The organism is Xylella taiwanensis, from assembly GCF_013177435.1.
Lineage (GTDB): Bacteria > Pseudomonadota > Gammaproteobacteria > Xanthomonadales > Xanthomonadaceae > Xylella > Xylella taiwanensis.
Genome location: NZ_CP053627.1, coordinates 1456973 through 1469135, shown reverse-complemented (window position 1 = coordinate 1469135; position 12163 = coordinate 1456973). Strand labels below are relative to the sequence as shown.

Here is a 12163-nt window from a genome sequence, read left to right as displayed (position 1 = left end):
GAGGCTATGTGTCTGTCTCAGAATATTCTTTCCACTGTGTAACTTATTTGTTTTTTCTTTTTTGTTTTGTCTACCATCTTTTTTCTTTACGTTTAGCAAAGTTTCGTTTGCGTGTGGTCTGGGTTGATTGCATTCTTTTAGTTGTTGGTTTTGTTTTGCTCGCGTTCCATTTTTATTGTTTGGTGTCTCTAGTAATTTAAACTTTCTTGGGTGGTTAGTTTATGGCTCGTAAAGCCTGTGTTGATGGTGCCGATTTTATGTCTCGTGAGCGTCGTGCGCTTGAGGAGGCTGCTCATTTGTATGAGACCCGCCGTGAGCGTCACGATCCGTCCTATGTGTTCCGTGCTGCGTCCGGTGAAAAGGGGGGCGGCCCACACAGTAACACGGGCCAAAAGGGTTACCCTGTTTGTGTTGATTATTTGACGGTTGTGATGAGCCGTGATCGTTTGCAGGAGGCTGGTTATTTAAATGAGCCTAAGTTTTTGTTGTACCTTTTGTTCGGTTTAAATCCTGATGAGGTTTCTATTGGTAAACATACTTCGGTACGCTGGCATTTTTATGCTTCTAGCGCCTCTATTTTAGATTCCAATAGCGATCTGGTCGGTAAAGTGGGGTGGGACGGTAATAATGATTCGTTCTGTATTAGTTTGACGGGTGCGGCATGCCGTTATATTCATGATTGGTCTAAAGCGTGTCGTGTTTTAACGTCGCTGGATGCGCGTATTACACGTTGTGATGTGGCTTATGATGATTATGACGGCATATTGGGGACTGTGCGCGATCATGAGGCGCGTGCTCGTGAGCACTTAGCGCCCGCCGGCGGTTGCCTATTGTTTGCTTCCGGCGGCACTCCTCCACGCACCCGGTTTTTAGATGATCATGGGGGCGGCTCTGGCTGTACGTTGTATGTGGGGCAAAAGGGGCACAAACAACTGTGTATCTACGATAAGGGCAAGCAATTAGGTGTGGCTGAGTCTGCCTGGGTGCGTTACGAGGTGCGTTTGTATGCCAAGCACGCGGTGATTCCTTTTGAGGTGTTGTTAGATCCGATGCGTTATTTGCGTGGGTCTTATGATTATTTGCACCAGTTATTTTTAAAGGTGGTGCCGGGGGTGGGGGAGCGTATTCCTGCGGTTGTGAAGTATGTCGAGGTTACCGGTGAGGCGTTGGTGCGTTGGCTGCGTCGGCAGGTCGGCCCGGCCATTCATGTGTTGCGTGAAGCATTGGGTGATCTTTTCCCACGTTTTATAGGTGAGCATGTGTCGCGTGAGGGGCTGCCGTCGCGGTTTCGTGGGGTGTGTAAGAAGGCGCATTTACCTGCGTATTTGCGTGAGACGTTGTCGGCTCGTGTGGCCAGTGTGGCGGTGTGAGTGTGCGTGGTGTTTTTGTTATCTAACTTAATTGAGGTGATATGTATGTCTGTTGTTAGGGTAAAGGATAGTCATGTTCTCGAGCGTCAGATTACAGGCAAGACGGGGCCAATGACATTTCGTGAGCAGCGTGCTTGTCTTTTAATGGGGGGGGGGTATGAATCTGTATTTAATATAGCCCTTGGTTCTGGGGGCGCGTATTCCCCGGGTGATTATTTGATTCATCCGGATTCTTACGCGAATGATAAATATGGAAAGTTGGCATTTAACCGTATTTCTCTCATTCCGTTGTCTGTCGCGTTGAAAGACATTGTTGGTAAGGATGCTAAGGCGTCGTAATGATGACCGTGGCCGTGTTGCTGGTGCCTGCGTGCCGTGGGGCAGACGTAGATATAGCAACGGGGACATGTGCGGCGGTGATGTGGGTGCCGCAGTCGTCGATATTACCTGAGTTGACGATTGAGGGTGCACAGTTCATCGGCGCTGGTATTTTAGGCTTATGGGCTGTGGCGTATGTATTCAGGTTATTGCGTAAATTAATCAAGTGAGGTGGAAGATGTTGAAACGATGTTTAACGGTGTTGAGGCGTCCTGGTGTTGTGGGTGGTCTGCTTGCTTATGGGTTTGTGGCACCCGCATTTGCCGCAGGTATTGATGTGTCTGAAGTGCTGGAATCAATCAAAGCCGGATTGGTGCCGATTGCCGCGATTGGTGCTGCCGTGTTGAGCATTCATGTAGCGATCAAGATTTATAAATGGATCAGGCAATCTTTATAAGAGAGTCAGTTCATCTCTTTCATGTGGACGGGGTGTCTTTGTACAGGCACCCCGATTTAAGGAGGCATGATGGAAGGGTGGATCTATTTAGGTGCGTTATGTGTGGCGGGCCTCATTCTTTTTTGGGGCGATGATTAATGCGTGTCGTTCTGATGTTGATTTTATTCGTATTCCCGTTATATGCCTGGGGTAAGTCTTGTGGTCCGGATGGTAAGCAAGGGACCTATGATCATCAGGGAGACGCTTATCGAGAGGCTGTTAGAGCGGCGAGATTTCAAGAATGTATGTCTGCTGGTCGCAACAAGGCTGAGATCAGGAGTTCATACGGACATTATACTGTTGTCATGCTTAACCCTTGGGTTATTGTGGGAGGGTATTCTTATTATAATACTTGTGCGTCACGCCCATCACGGCAAACGCGGCGTCATCCATTTACCGGCTCTCTGGGCTGTAATATGGGATGTCTGGTGAGTTTTATCCGTAATGGCGATGATGAAACCTCAACCGAGAGTACGACCGGCGAGGTATGTGATACCGATCGGTTAGAGGACGTGTGTAAATCCAAGTCAGGTCCTCAAGGGAATTATGTTTATTTTCCTGCGATGCATGTCTGTCACCCCGTGCAACCGCCGTGCCCTGAAGGACAGCGGGCCGAACATGGTGTGTGTGAACGTATTGACGCCTGTCCACATGGCACGATCACGGATCAGCACACGCAAGCATGTGTGCCTGAGCAGGAAGCGTGCCCTGTCGGGCAAGTGCGCGCGCCTGATGGTAGTTGCGTAGGAGATCAAGACAAGGATCAATGCCCGCCTGGACAAGCGCGCGGTGCCGATGGTCAGTGTAAGGCCGATCAGGATCATGATGGCATCCCCGACGATGAGCAAGATTCGGATGCTAAGGATAAAGACAAGGACAAGGAAAAAGATAAGCCGTCATCATTTTCTGGGGGTGAGCGGTGCGATGTGCCGCCGCGATGCTCAGGCGATCCGGTGATGTGCGGTCAGGCGCGTATTCAATGGCGCATTGAATGTAATTTGCGCCGTGATGTGAAAATCACCGGTGGGGCATGTGATACGCCCCCCGTATGTACAGGGGAAAAATGTAATGCGATGGAATATGCCTCGTTGTTATTACAGTGGCGGACGGCGTGCGCGCTCGAAAAAAGCCGTGGCGGTGTTGTTCTAGGTGAGGGTGACGATTCGTCTGCTGCGAATGTGGCCGCGATTAAAGAGGCGCTGACTGGGTCCGATGGGGCTGTGGAGGGGGCAGAAGAAGGTGATGCCTCGGGGGTGTTTTCCGATGAGTCCGGCTATGGCCGTGAGGGGTATCCGAACATCAAGTTGGATGATAAAGGGCGCGGGTATTCGCGAGCGTGTCCCCGGTCTATCACGGTGAATGTGTTAGGGCACCCGATTGTTTTTGATGCTACTCCGCTGTGTCAGTGGATGCAGTTAGGCGGCAAGTTGGTGCTGTTATTTGCTGGGCTTGCCTGTTTACGGATTGTAGGCGGTCGTTCGGATGGGGCGGGGTGAGTCATGCCAATGTTTGTCGCTCGGTTGCTGACGGGCCTATTAGGATTATTAAAAACGAAATTGGGGTATCTGGTCATGGTGGCGTTTGCATGGCTCGGCATTAATTGGGGGTCGTATCACTTTGTGATGACGCCTGTGATTAACCAGTTATATATCTATATGGATGGTGTGGGGTCTTCCGGGGGCGATTGGGGAGCCTCGGCGATTGATTGGCTTGGCGTGCTTAATTTTGATCGGGCGGTATCCATGATTATTTCTGCGTATGTGGCCCGGTTTGCGGTGTTGAGTGGCCGGTTATATCTATTTAAGCGTGGTTTTGGTGGTAAACCTTCAGGAGTAGCGTAATGCCAATTCATCTGTTGACGGGCAGTCCTGGTCATGGAAAAACCGCGTTAATGGTGGAGCTTTTATTGGCCGAGTCCAAGCGTGCCGAACGTCCGATTTTTGCAGCCGGTATTGATGGCTTACAACCAGGATTGGCCAGTGTGTTAGGGGACCCGCGGCAGTGGAATGCCAAGGATAGCCAGGGGGACTATCTTGTTGCTGCTGGGGCCATTATTTTTATTGATGAGGCGTGGAAATGGTTTGGTCATTTACACGATGCCTCCCGGCAGCCGACCCCGCCTCATGTGCTTGATCTTGCCGAGCATCGCCACCGTGGTTTGGATTTTGTCTGGACCACGCAGCAAACCGGGCAGCTATACCCTTTTGTCCGTGGTTTGATTGGCCAGCATACCCATGTTAAACGCCGCTTTGGCACTGGCTGGATTGATGTATGGACCTGGGGGGAACTGATTGACAATGTCAAATCCTCTTCCAGTCGTGAGCGTGCTCAGTATGTATTGCGTCGGCTTCCTTCACAGGCGTATGGGTTTTATCGATCAGCCCAAGTGCACACCATCAAGGCGCGGTTACCTTTCAAGGTGTTTTTGCTTCCTGGGGTTGTTGTTGTTGCCATCGTGTGTATCGTTGTGTCCTATCGCGCGTTACGTCCCGCGTCGTTTTCTACGGTGGTCACGGGGGCGCAGGAGCGGCCAACAGCTGAGCTTGCGAAGCCTGGCGCGACGGCGTCCCCGCGGTTTGTAGAAGGTGAACGGGGGGAGGGTCCGCGGTGGCAGACGGTCACAGCCTATGCCAAAGATCATTTGCCGCGTTTTGCGTCGATGCCGTGGACGGCTCCGATTTATGATCATCGTTCCCCGACGACGGATCCTCAATTGATCTGTATGTCTGGCGGTGAAGGACTGGATGCCCAGGGGGTGTTTAAGGGGCTGTCGTGTACGTGTTACACCGAGCAGGGCACCTTGTACGAGATTGCCGATGGAGAGTGCCGCCGTATTGCGCGGCGGGGGCCGGTGTATAACCCGTATCGTGAACCCAGTCAGGAGCAGGGGGTGGTGCAGCAGGCTCACAGGCCGGTATTGCCGATGCAGCGCGCTGGTGGGGAGCATGTCATCCTAGCAACAGGGCACGGTCAGGGGGTGTTGCCATGATTTCTAGTTCAACTATTTAGTGATTCGTCAATAAGGCAGGCTCTATTCTAGTTATCTATTATTTATTTAATGATGATTCATGTTAGTGGGTTTTTAACCTTTAGATGATACCAACGATGAGCAACAGTGCTTTTTCTACTGCTTTTATCCTCTCGTCATTGAGATGTCCAAAAGGTTTGCTGATTTTGCTACGCGGCAGTGTTGAAATTTTGTCTACCATGATTTGCGAGAGCGTCCGTAGCCCATTGGCTATGTTTGGTTCAACGGTGATGCGAAATATCGCATTACGTAGCTCACTTGTGACCGGACACAGTACGACACTATCTAGCTCCATCAGCAGGTCTGATTGGAGGATTAACGCCGGTCTAGGTTTGCCATAATCGCCTTGCAGGGAAACCGTTACAAGGTCGCCGCGTTGAGTCATTTCCAGCCTTCAATATGGGTTATGGCTTCTTCGGTGAAGCGCAAAGCGTCAGCTTCTTCCGGGTCGTTCTTCAGGCTCCTGCACTGGCTCCGAATTTCAGCGGCGAATTCCGGTGTGCGCGTATCCGGTACCCAGAACTGGACAGGACGTAATCCCGCTGCGCGCATTTGCTTTCGGTGGCGAGCTACTTTGCTAGTCGGTTCGTGAATGAATGCCATGACAGGCTCCCTTTGGTTACATGCATAGTTACATGATGGTATACATGAAACCACAGAGGGGGTGTAGGGGGTTCCCCCCTACGGTGACGCTTTTTTCCAGCGTTGTGTCAGCGCTGAGGGGAGCAAGGCATCCGATACTGTCTCCGCGTCCCTCGCTAACCATTTTCCGCAAAACCGCTTTTATAGGCGCGTTAGGCAGGCGCTGATCATCGGACGGGGCAAAGCCGCCCTGCGACATGTCCGCCATGCCATGCCTGTATATGTTTAAGGACCTAGGAGAGGGTCATGTTTAATTATGTATGGGAGCAGGCTGCGACCCGATGGTTAGCGGAAAAATCTTACAAAGCCACGGCGCATGAGGATGCCGCCAAACTGCGATGGCTGGCTCCACACTTTGTAGGGACATTATTGGTTGATATTGATGGCGATTTCATTTTGCGTGTCGCCATGTTGAAAGCCAATCAAACAACACCGGCCACTGCGAATCGTTATTTAGCGCTCATTCGTTCTATTTTGCGCCGTGCCTGTGATATTTGGCGCTGGATTGATAGGTGTCCTGCTATTGCACTTTTTCCTGAGCCTAGCAAGCGCGTGCGTTGGTTGACCCCGGCTCAGGTGCGCTCGCTGCTGGCGGAGTTGCCATTGCATCAGCGCGATATTGTGGTGTTTGCTTTGGCAACCGGATTGCGTCAGGCCAATGTATTAAAGCTACGTTGGCAGCAGGTCGATATCGTTCGTAAGGTGCTGCGTATTCCTGCTGATCAGGCCAAGGGCCGTCAAGCGATCCGTATTCCGTTACCGGCACATGCGTTGGGAGTGCTTCAGCGGCAGTATGGCCAGCATCGTGATTGGGTATTTACCTATCGTGGCCAGCCTTTGAAGAGTGTCAATACTCTTGCATGGCGTCGTGCGTTACAGCGGGCTGGTATAGAAGATTTTCGTTGGCATGATTTACGGCATACCTGGGCGTCGTGGCATGCACAGGCCGGTACTCCGTTGTTATGTGTTGCAGGAGCTTGGCGGCTGGCAGTCCGAGTCAATGGTGCGCCGCTATGCTCACTTGACGCCCAGTCATTTTTCTGCTTATGCAGAAGCTGTTACGGAGTCTCTCCCACAGTGTTTTTAGTGTTCCTTCCGACTGCCGGACTTTTAATCCGCTGGTCGCTGGTTCGATTCCAGCACGGCCCACCAACATCTCTTCCCGCATTGCCTCGTTCGCAGAAGCCGCCATTGCTACGTTTGTGGCTGCGCTGAGTCTTTGCCACAGTGTGCTCCATCCTTTCTTTTCAGTTTCACTTTCTGCGCTTTCTTGACGTATCAGTACTGCTAGAGCCGGATCTTCTTTGGCTAGGTTTATAGCTGCCATAAGATGTTTGTCGGTGATTCTTATCGCGTCTCTGCGCCATTGCATCATTGTTTGTCGCGATACATTGAGCGCTTCTGCTACTGCTGCATCACTTTTTCTAAAGCACGATTCTTTTGCTTTGTCAAGTATTTTATTTAGCGTGTTCATGTCATTTGATTATTGACAATAGTGTCATTGGTTAGTTTACACAATGCATTGTCATTCATTGAATGACACCACCTCCTCATTAATCCCTACCCGGGTGAGGAGGTGATCTAGATAAAGCGTAGGGTCGCGTAGGAGCGTAGAGATGTTGCAGGTGAAAGAAGGTGTATCTGCTGACGGTATGACGTTTGACCTTTTAATGTTGTTTATTCCTTCCGGGAAAGTGTCTGAATCCGACGTTCAACACCTTTGTCGTTTGGTTCTTGAGCAAACCAAGCCGGACTCTAAAACCCCAGCGGAGTATTAGATCATGCGCATTCCCGTTGATTTTAATCGGATGTCCCGGCAGCAGTTGACTGAGCATATTTGTCATTTACGTAGTGCCGGCTCTTTTATTTGTAACCACGATACTTACGTTTGTTTATCAGCGATCGCATTGATTGCTGATGAGTTAGATCATCCATCTGTTGCTTCGCTTGCTTACAGTATTGTTGATGATCTTCATGATTTTTCTGATTTACTGACCCGCCTGTCGCATCGTTTAGAGGAATCTCTTTCCGTAGCGGCTGCTTAGTTTTTTATATGCGCATTGATCATATGAAACGAAGTAGGAGAGTAGGGTATGCGCATCACCGATACTGAGCGAGGTGCTCGTATGGCGTTAGAGATTGCAGATATTCAGGCATTGCGATCATCGCAATTTGATTTATTTGAGGTGATTCCAGATCAGTTGGAGTTTTGGTCCCATGTTCGTATTGCGGCATTGGATCAGTTGGATGAATGTGCTTTATTGAGGCAAGCATTATGTCTATACATTATTTGAACACCTTTCTTTTGGCCGTTCCCTACTTTTTTTATATTTTTGCCTGGGCTCTATGCTTTCCTTTTTAATCATTGAGTATTTAGACATCTAGCGATTTACAATTTTCTATGAATTACTTGATGACTCGTTTGCTGACTCCATATAAGTTTTGGTGGCGTCGTACCTCTCGGCTAGACAAGATTGGTTTTTTTGTGGAGGAGATTCTTCCTCGTTTTGCTATTTGGTTTACCTTGGCGCTGTATGTCTGTTTTATCTTTATCTAAATACATGTAGTGGGTGTTTAAAAGTGAAATGTCGATATTCTCTCATCGCGTATCGGTGGTCATAGTGTGTGCATCTTGTTGTCAGTGCGTGTGCGGCGTTTTGTGCCGTGCACCACTGTCAATGAGATGTGCACACGGTGCCGTAGGCAATGTCCACGGATACGTGAGCCCGTGATCTTTCCGTTGATGAGGGGTGATGTCTCTTGCAGAACGTGATGAACAGTTATGTCAATTATTAAACACCCAGTTCAATCAATCCGGGGTCCGCCTTCAGTCAGCCGCGTATGCCGATTTATTACGTCGCATCCCTTGGCAGCAGTTTTGGACCTTGACGTTTCGACCGACCAATTCCGGTTGCAATGGCAGTATGCATCCGGAAGCCGCTGATAAAGCGTACCGTTATTTTGTCAGTTGTATTAATCGGTCCTTATATGGTCGGGTGTGGTCCAAGCGTCCCCATCGCGGGATTCAATGGGCCAGGGGCCAAGAATGGCATCGCGACGGACGCTTACATTTTCATGCGGTGGTCGCTGCCCCGGATGAGGATATTAACCGTTTAATTAATCGGTATGAGTGGCATGAGTTTTGGTACCGCGAGTTTGGCCGTAATCGCATTGAGGCTCCACGTAGCCAGATGGAGATTACCGGTTATCTCTCTAAGTACGTGGCCAAGGGGGGCGAGGTGGATGTATCGCGTAATTTCGGGGCCTGGGTCCCGCCGATGCTCGACTATACCCCGCGGCCTGAGCAGTGCGCCTTGATTGCAGGTGACCGCAGTACGTAATTCGGCGATTGGTCCGTCATCCAATCCCCCGGTGGCAGGTGGCAAGCCCCGCACTGTGGGTACTCAAGCGGTTCTTCCTTGTCTCCTGCTGGGGGGTAAGGGGGGATCATAGCTTGACCCCACAGTACCGCCCGAAATGATGCAACGACCAAAGATGACGAAGCGATAAAAGATGATGAAAAGACGAAAGATGAGTAGGCGACGCAAGATGAAAAGATTACAGATGAAGATGAAACGAGATGATGAATGAACCGAGTGATCAAGAGGATTAACTGATGGATATGCCTAAAGTAACGATTATGTCTGGTGTGAATATGCGTGTTGTGACGACGAGTAAAGGCGTACAGATGCAGATTTATAGTCAGCGCGCTGTATTGGAATCGGAGTTGATGAAGCTTCAAATTGATGTAGATGTGGATGGTTTGAATGCCGGTTATCCGGTGGGTGCGATTAAATATTGGGATGTGGTGACGGATTTGGTGCCGGGTCAATATGGGCTTGGGTTGGCTCGACGCATGACGCTAGTGGATGCCAATGTGAGTAGTAGTGGCCGTGCGGTGCCGCCGGTGTCGGCGTCTAAGGTGGCGTAGTGATGCCTGTGGCAACGTTGCTGGTGTCTGCGTGCCGTGAGGCGGATGTGGACGTTGCCACGGGTCAATGTGCGGCGGTGATGTGGGTGCCGCAGTCGTCGATATTACCTGAGTTGACGATTGAGGGTGCACAGTTAATGGGCGCTTGTATTTTGGGCTTATGGGCTGTGGCGTATGTGTTCAGGCTATTGCGTAAATCAATCAAGTGAGGTGGAAGATGTTGAAGGCAATGTTGAGGGTGTTGAGGCGGCCTGTGGCGTGGGGCAGCTTGGTTTCTTATGCGTTTGCGGCGTCGGCGTTTGCGGCGGATGCTGCCGGTGGTGGTGGAATTGATGTGACTGATGCGGTGAATTCGATTAAGCAGGGCAATGCACCTATTGCTGCGATTGGTATAGCGGCGCTTGGGGTTGCAGTGCTTTTGAAGGTCTATAAGTGGGTGAGACGGGCTTTATGAGCCGATTGTTATTTTGATGTGTTTGGGGTGTCTTGGTCGGGCACCCCTTTTTTCGAGGTGGGCATGATGGCGGGCTGGATTTATTTAGGTGCGTTATGTGTGGCGGGCCTGATTATTTTTTGGGGCGATGATTAATGCGTGTTGTCCTGTGCCTATTATGTTTGATGTGTCCTACGTTGGTGTTTGCTGGTCCTAAATGTTCTGGTCGAATTTTGTTATCTCAGAATTTTCATGATCAGGGTGCGGCTTATTCTGCTGCTGTGAGCTCTTTGAATTATCAGCTTTGTTTTGATGATGGTCAGTCATCTGGTCATATTGTGTCTGGTGTTAAACAGTATATTGCTGTGCTTGATCATCCTTCTTCTGTGATTGGTTATTATACTTATGATACGTCTTGCTCTGATTTGCCGAGTAAGCGTATAGAACTTTCTTCTACTGCTATTTCTCATTTCGTTAATGGTACGCGTTCTTGTTTTGATGGTTGGGATATAGACAGTGGAGGCACGGGTGCATGTGAGGTTGTGAAGCACTTTGATTCTGCAACTAAGACAGTGATTGAGACATATACAGGTAGTGTGTGTGAGGTATTTAATTATAAGGACGATTGTCTTTCGCGTCCGGGATACACCTATCTTGAAGGTGGGGCTGGATCAGGGGCTTCGTTGGTGAATGGATATGGTGATTGTGTTCCTCCTTCTTCAAAATGTCCTTCAGATAAGAAGCTTGTTAATGGGGTGTGTGTATCTGATTGTCCTGCGGGTTTGGTTGAGGATCAGACCAGCCATGAGTGTGTTGCGAAGGATCAATCGTGTCCTACCGGTCAGGTGCGCGCTCCTGATGGAAGTTGCGTAGGAGATAAAGATCCTTGTCCTTCAGGTCAGGCGCGCGGTGCTGATGGTCAGTGTAAGACGGATGCCGATCATGACGGTACGCCCGATGATGAGCAGTCAAAAGATAAGGATGGCAAAGACAAGTCGTCTTTTTCTTGGAAGGGCAGTTGTGAAGTAGCTCCGAGTTGTTCAGGCGATCCGGTGATGTGCGGTCAGGTACGTATTCAATGGCGGATTGAGTGTAATTTGCGCCGTGATGTGAAGGTGACCGGGGGAGCGTGTGATGCGATGCCGGTGTGTACGGGTGAGAAATGTAATGCGCTGGAGTATGCCTCGTTGCTGATGCAGTGGCGCACGGCGTGTGCGTTGGAGAAATCTACAGGTGTGGCTTTATCGGGAGATAAGGATGGCGTCTCTTCGGATGTAGCGGTGATTAAGAATGCTTTGACCGGCAAGGAGGGTGTGGTGGATACGGGCGATGAGGGGAAAGCATCGTCTGTTTTTTCTGATGAGTCCGGCTATGGGAAGGATGGCTATCCGCAATCCAAGCTTGATGATAAGGGGCGCGGTTATTCTCGTTCGTGTTTAGAGCCAATGATGGTGGATGTGTTTGGAGAAACGATTACTTTTGATCTTACTCCGCTGTGCCAGTGGTTGCAGGTGGGTGGTAAGTTGGTGTTGTTATTTGCAGCGCTGTCGAGCGTTCGTATTATTGCCGGTACTTCTCAGGAGTAAGCATGCCTATTTTTATAGCTAATGTATTGATGGGTCTGTTTAATTTATTTAAGACGAAGTTAGGTTATTTAATTGCGGCGGCGTGTGTGTGGTTAGGTATTAATTGGGGGTCCTATCATTTTGTGATATCGCCTCTTGTGGATCAGTTATATACGTATATGGATAGTGTGGGTTCTAGCGGTGGTCAGTTCGGCGATTTGGCGGTGAGGGCGTTGGGTATTTTGAATGTTGATCGTGCGTTGTCGATGATTATTTCTGCGTATGTGGCCCGGTTTGCGGTATTGAATGGGCGGTTGTATTTATTTAAGCGCGGTTATGGCGGTACGCCGCCCACATCGGTTTCTTGACAGGGGGCGTGT

20 protein-coding genes and 1 pseudogene are annotated in these 12163 nt (G+C 49.9%); 18 read left to right on the top strand and 3 right to left on the bottom strand.

Annotation, left to right across the window (positions count from 1 at the left end):
• The first annotated feature begins 221 nt into the window (after positions 1-221).
• The 7 genes from PLS229_RS06445 to PLS229_RS06415 all read left to right on the top strand — a co-directional run bounded on the left by PLS229_RS06445 (position 222) and on the right by PLS229_RS06415 (position 5173).
• Positions 222-1370, top strand: coding sequence for a replication initiation factor domain-containing protein (locus tag PLS229_RS06445; protein WP_038273097.1), 1149 nt, complete (start codon positions 222-224; stop codon positions 1368-1370).
• A 45-nt stretch (positions 1371-1415) separates the two neighbouring features.
• Positions 1416-1709, top strand: coding sequence for a single-stranded DNA-binding protein (locus tag PLS229_RS06440; RefSeq protein WP_038273093.1), 294 nt, complete (start codon positions 1416-1418; stop codon positions 1707-1709).
• Positions 1709-1918: a hypothetical protein gene (locus PLS229_RS06435; protein WP_230428208.1), complete on the top strand. Its 210-nt coding sequence runs from the start codon at positions 1709-1711 to the stop codon at positions 1916-1918. Before PLS229_RS06440 ends, PLS229_RS06435 begins: the two co-directional genes overlap by 1 nt.
• A gap of 8 nt (positions 1919-1926) precedes the next feature.
• Complete coding sequence (locus PLS229_RS06430) at positions 1927-2145, top strand: major capsid protein (RefSeq protein WP_051482398.1); 219 nt, start codon at positions 1927-1929, stop codon at positions 2143-2145.
• 467 nt (positions 2146-2612) lie between these two features.
• The gene (locus PLS229_RS06425; protein ID WP_152536670.1) at positions 2613-3680 is read left to right on the top strand and encodes a virulence factor TspB C-terminal domain-related protein; all 1068 of its coding nucleotides are present in this window, start codon (positions 2613-2615) and stop codon (positions 3678-3680) included.
• Positions 3681-3683: 3 nt separating this feature from the next.
• A complete protein-coding gene (locus PLS229_RS06420) occupies positions 3684-4025 on the top strand; it encodes a DUF2523 family protein (RefSeq protein ID WP_038273089.1) in 342 nt (113 codons plus the stop codon).
• Complete coding sequence (locus PLS229_RS06415) at positions 4025-5173, top strand: zonular occludens toxin domain-containing protein (RefSeq protein WP_069636227.1); 1149 nt, start codon at positions 4025-4027, stop codon at positions 5171-5173. The genes PLS229_RS06420 and PLS229_RS06415 overlap by 1 nt, the downstream gene beginning before the upstream one ends.
• Positions 5174-5273: 100 nt before the next feature.
• On the opposite strand, the gene PLS229_RS06410 is transcribed toward PLS229_RS06415, so the two are convergent.
• A complete protein-coding gene (locus tag PLS229_RS06410) occupies positions 5274-5597 on the bottom strand; it encodes a type II toxin-antitoxin system PemK/MazF family toxin (RefSeq protein ID WP_038273166.1) in 324 nt (107 codons plus the stop codon).
• The gene (locus PLS229_RS06405) at positions 5594-5815 is read right to left on the bottom strand and encodes an antitoxin MazE family protein (RefSeq protein ID WP_038273164.1); all 222 of its coding nucleotides are present in this window, start codon (positions 5813-5815) and stop codon (positions 5594-5596) included. The genes PLS229_RS06410 and PLS229_RS06405 overlap by 4 nt, the downstream gene beginning before the upstream one ends.
• Positions 5816-6100: 285 nt before the next feature.
• Here PLS229_RS06405 and PLS229_RS12565 point away from each other — a divergent pair, with 285 nt between their 5' ends.
• On the top strand, positions 6101-7069 hold the full coding sequence (locus PLS229_RS12565; protein WP_325065060.1) for a tyrosine-type recombinase/integrase: 969 nt from the start codon (positions 6101-6103) through the stop codon (positions 7067-7069).
• 16 nt (positions 7070-7085) lie between these two features.
• On the opposite strand, the pseudogene PLS229_RS12560 reads toward PLS229_RS12565, so the two are convergent.
• Positions 7086-7181, bottom strand: a pseudogene (locus PLS229_RS12560) (DUF3693 domain-containing protein); the annotation flags it as partial.
• Positions 7182-7470: 289 nt separating this feature from the next.
• Here PLS229_RS12560 and PLS229_RS06390 point away from each other — a divergent pair.
• From PLS229_RS06390 to PLS229_RS06345, 10 genes are all read left to right on the top strand, one after another.
• The gene (locus tag PLS229_RS06390; protein WP_160165236.1) at positions 7471-7632 is read left to right on the top strand and encodes a hypothetical protein; all 162 of its coding nucleotides are present in this window, start codon (positions 7471-7473) and stop codon (positions 7630-7632) included.
• A 3-nt stretch (positions 7633-7635) separates the two neighbouring features.
• Positions 7636-7899 (top strand): hypothetical protein, encoded by a 264-nt coding sequence (locus PLS229_RS06385; protein WP_162814095.1) that lies wholly within the window; start codon positions 7636-7638, stop codon positions 7897-7899.
• A 48-nt stretch (positions 7900-7947) separates the two neighbouring features.
• Positions 7948-8148 carry a hypothetical protein gene (locus PLS229_RS06380; protein ID WP_038273077.1) on the top strand — a complete coding sequence of 67 codons (201 nt, stop codon included), beginning with the start codon at positions 7948-7950 and terminating at the stop codon, positions 8146-8148.
• 119 nt (positions 8149-8267) lie between these two features.
• Positions 8268-8411: a hypothetical protein gene (locus PLS229_RS06375; RefSeq protein WP_160165233.1), complete on the top strand. Its 144-nt coding sequence runs from the start codon at positions 8268-8270 to the stop codon at positions 8409-8411.
• Positions 8412-8607: 196 nt separating this feature from the next.
• Positions 8608-9195 carry a rolling circle replication-associated protein gene (locus tag PLS229_RS06370; protein ID WP_038273076.1) on the top strand — a complete coding sequence of 196 codons (588 nt, stop codon included), beginning with the start codon at positions 8608-8610 and terminating at the stop codon, positions 9193-9195.
• Positions 9196-9470: 275 nt separating this feature from the next.
• Complete coding sequence (locus PLS229_RS06365; RefSeq protein WP_230428211.1) at positions 9471-9785, top strand: hypothetical protein; 315 nt, start codon at positions 9471-9473, stop codon at positions 9783-9785.
• 2 nt (positions 9786-9787) lie between these two features.
• Positions 9788-9994 (top strand): hypothetical protein, encoded by a 207-nt coding sequence (locus tag PLS229_RS06360; protein WP_038273075.1) that lies wholly within the window; start codon positions 9788-9790, stop codon positions 9992-9994.
• 8 nt (positions 9995-10002) lie between these two features.
• Positions 10003-10239 (top strand): major capsid protein, encoded by a 237-nt coding sequence (locus tag PLS229_RS06355; RefSeq protein WP_230428212.1) that lies wholly within the window; start codon positions 10003-10005, stop codon positions 10237-10239.
• A gap of 179 nt (positions 10240-10418) precedes the next feature.
• On the top strand, positions 10419-11804 hold the full coding sequence (locus tag PLS229_RS06350) for a furin-like repeat-containing protein (protein WP_230428213.1): 1386 nt from the start codon (positions 10419-10421) through the stop codon (positions 11802-11804).
• Positions 11805-11806: 2 nt separating this feature from the next.
• Positions 11807-12151: a DUF2523 family protein gene (locus PLS229_RS06345; RefSeq protein WP_038273069.1), complete on the top strand. Its 345-nt coding sequence runs from the start codon at positions 11807-11809 to the stop codon at positions 12149-12151.
• Positions 12152-12163: the final 12 nt, after the last annotated feature.

Coding starts and splice junctions, on each gene's coding strand:
- PLS229_RS06445 (WP_038273097.1), top strand. CDS start 222: ATGGCTCGTAAAGCCTGTGTTGATGGTGCCGATTTTATGTCTCGTGAG.
- PLS229_RS06440 (WP_038273093.1), top strand. CDS start 1,416: ATGTCTGTTGTTAGGGTAAAGGATAGTCATGTTCTCGAGCGTCAGATT.
- PLS229_RS06435 (WP_230428208.1), top strand. CDS start 1,709: ATGATGACCGTGGCCGTGTTGCTGGTGCCTGCGTGCCGTGGGGCAGAC.
- PLS229_RS06430 (WP_051482398.1), top strand. CDS start 1,927: ATGTTGAAACGATGTTTAACGGTGTTGAGGCGTCCTGGTGTTGTGGGT.
- PLS229_RS06420 (WP_038273089.1), top strand. CDS start 3,684: ATGCCAATGTTTGTCGCTCGGTTGCTGACGGGCCTATTAGGATTATTA.
- PLS229_RS06415 (WP_069636227.1), top strand. CDS start 4,025: ATGCCAATTCATCTGTTGACGGGCAGTCCTGGTCATGGAAAAACCGCG.
- PLS229_RS06410 (WP_038273166.1), bottom strand. CDS start 5,597: ATGACTCAACGCGGCGACCTTGTAACGGTTTCCCTGCAAGGCGATTAT.
- PLS229_RS06405 (WP_038273164.1), bottom strand. CDS start 5,815: ATGGCATTCATTCACGAACCGACTAGCAAAGTAGCTCGCCACCGAAAG.
- PLS229_RS12565 (WP_325065060.1), top strand. CDS start 6,101: ATGTTTAATTATGTATGGGAGCAGGCTGCGACCCGATGGTTAGCGGAA.
- PLS229_RS06390 (WP_160165236.1), top strand. CDS start 7,471: ATGTTGCAGGTGAAAGAAGGTGTATCTGCTGACGGTATGACGTTTGAC.
- PLS229_RS06385 (WP_162814095.1), top strand. CDS start 7,636: ATGCGCATTCCCGTTGATTTTAATCGGATGTCCCGGCAGCAGTTGACT.
- PLS229_RS06380 (WP_038273077.1), top strand. CDS start 7,948: ATGCGCATCACCGATACTGAGCGAGGTGCTCGTATGGCGTTAGAGATT.
- PLS229_RS06375 (WP_160165233.1), top strand. CDS start 8,268: ATGACTCGTTTGCTGACTCCATATAAGTTTTGGTGGCGTCGTACCTCT.
- PLS229_RS06370 (WP_038273076.1), top strand. CDS start 8,608: ATGTCTCTTGCAGAACGTGATGAACAGTTATGTCAATTATTAAACACC.
- PLS229_RS06365 (WP_230428211.1), top strand. CDS start 9,471: ATGGATATGCCTAAAGTAACGATTATGTCTGGTGTGAATATGCGTGTT.
- PLS229_RS06360 (WP_038273075.1), top strand. CDS start 9,788: ATGCCTGTGGCAACGTTGCTGGTGTCTGCGTGCCGTGAGGCGGATGTG.
- PLS229_RS06355 (WP_230428212.1), top strand. CDS start 10,003: ATGTTGAAGGCAATGTTGAGGGTGTTGAGGCGGCCTGTGGCGTGGGGC.
- PLS229_RS06345 (WP_038273069.1), top strand. CDS start 11,807: ATGCCTATTTTTATAGCTAATGTATTGATGGGTCTGTTTAATTTATTT.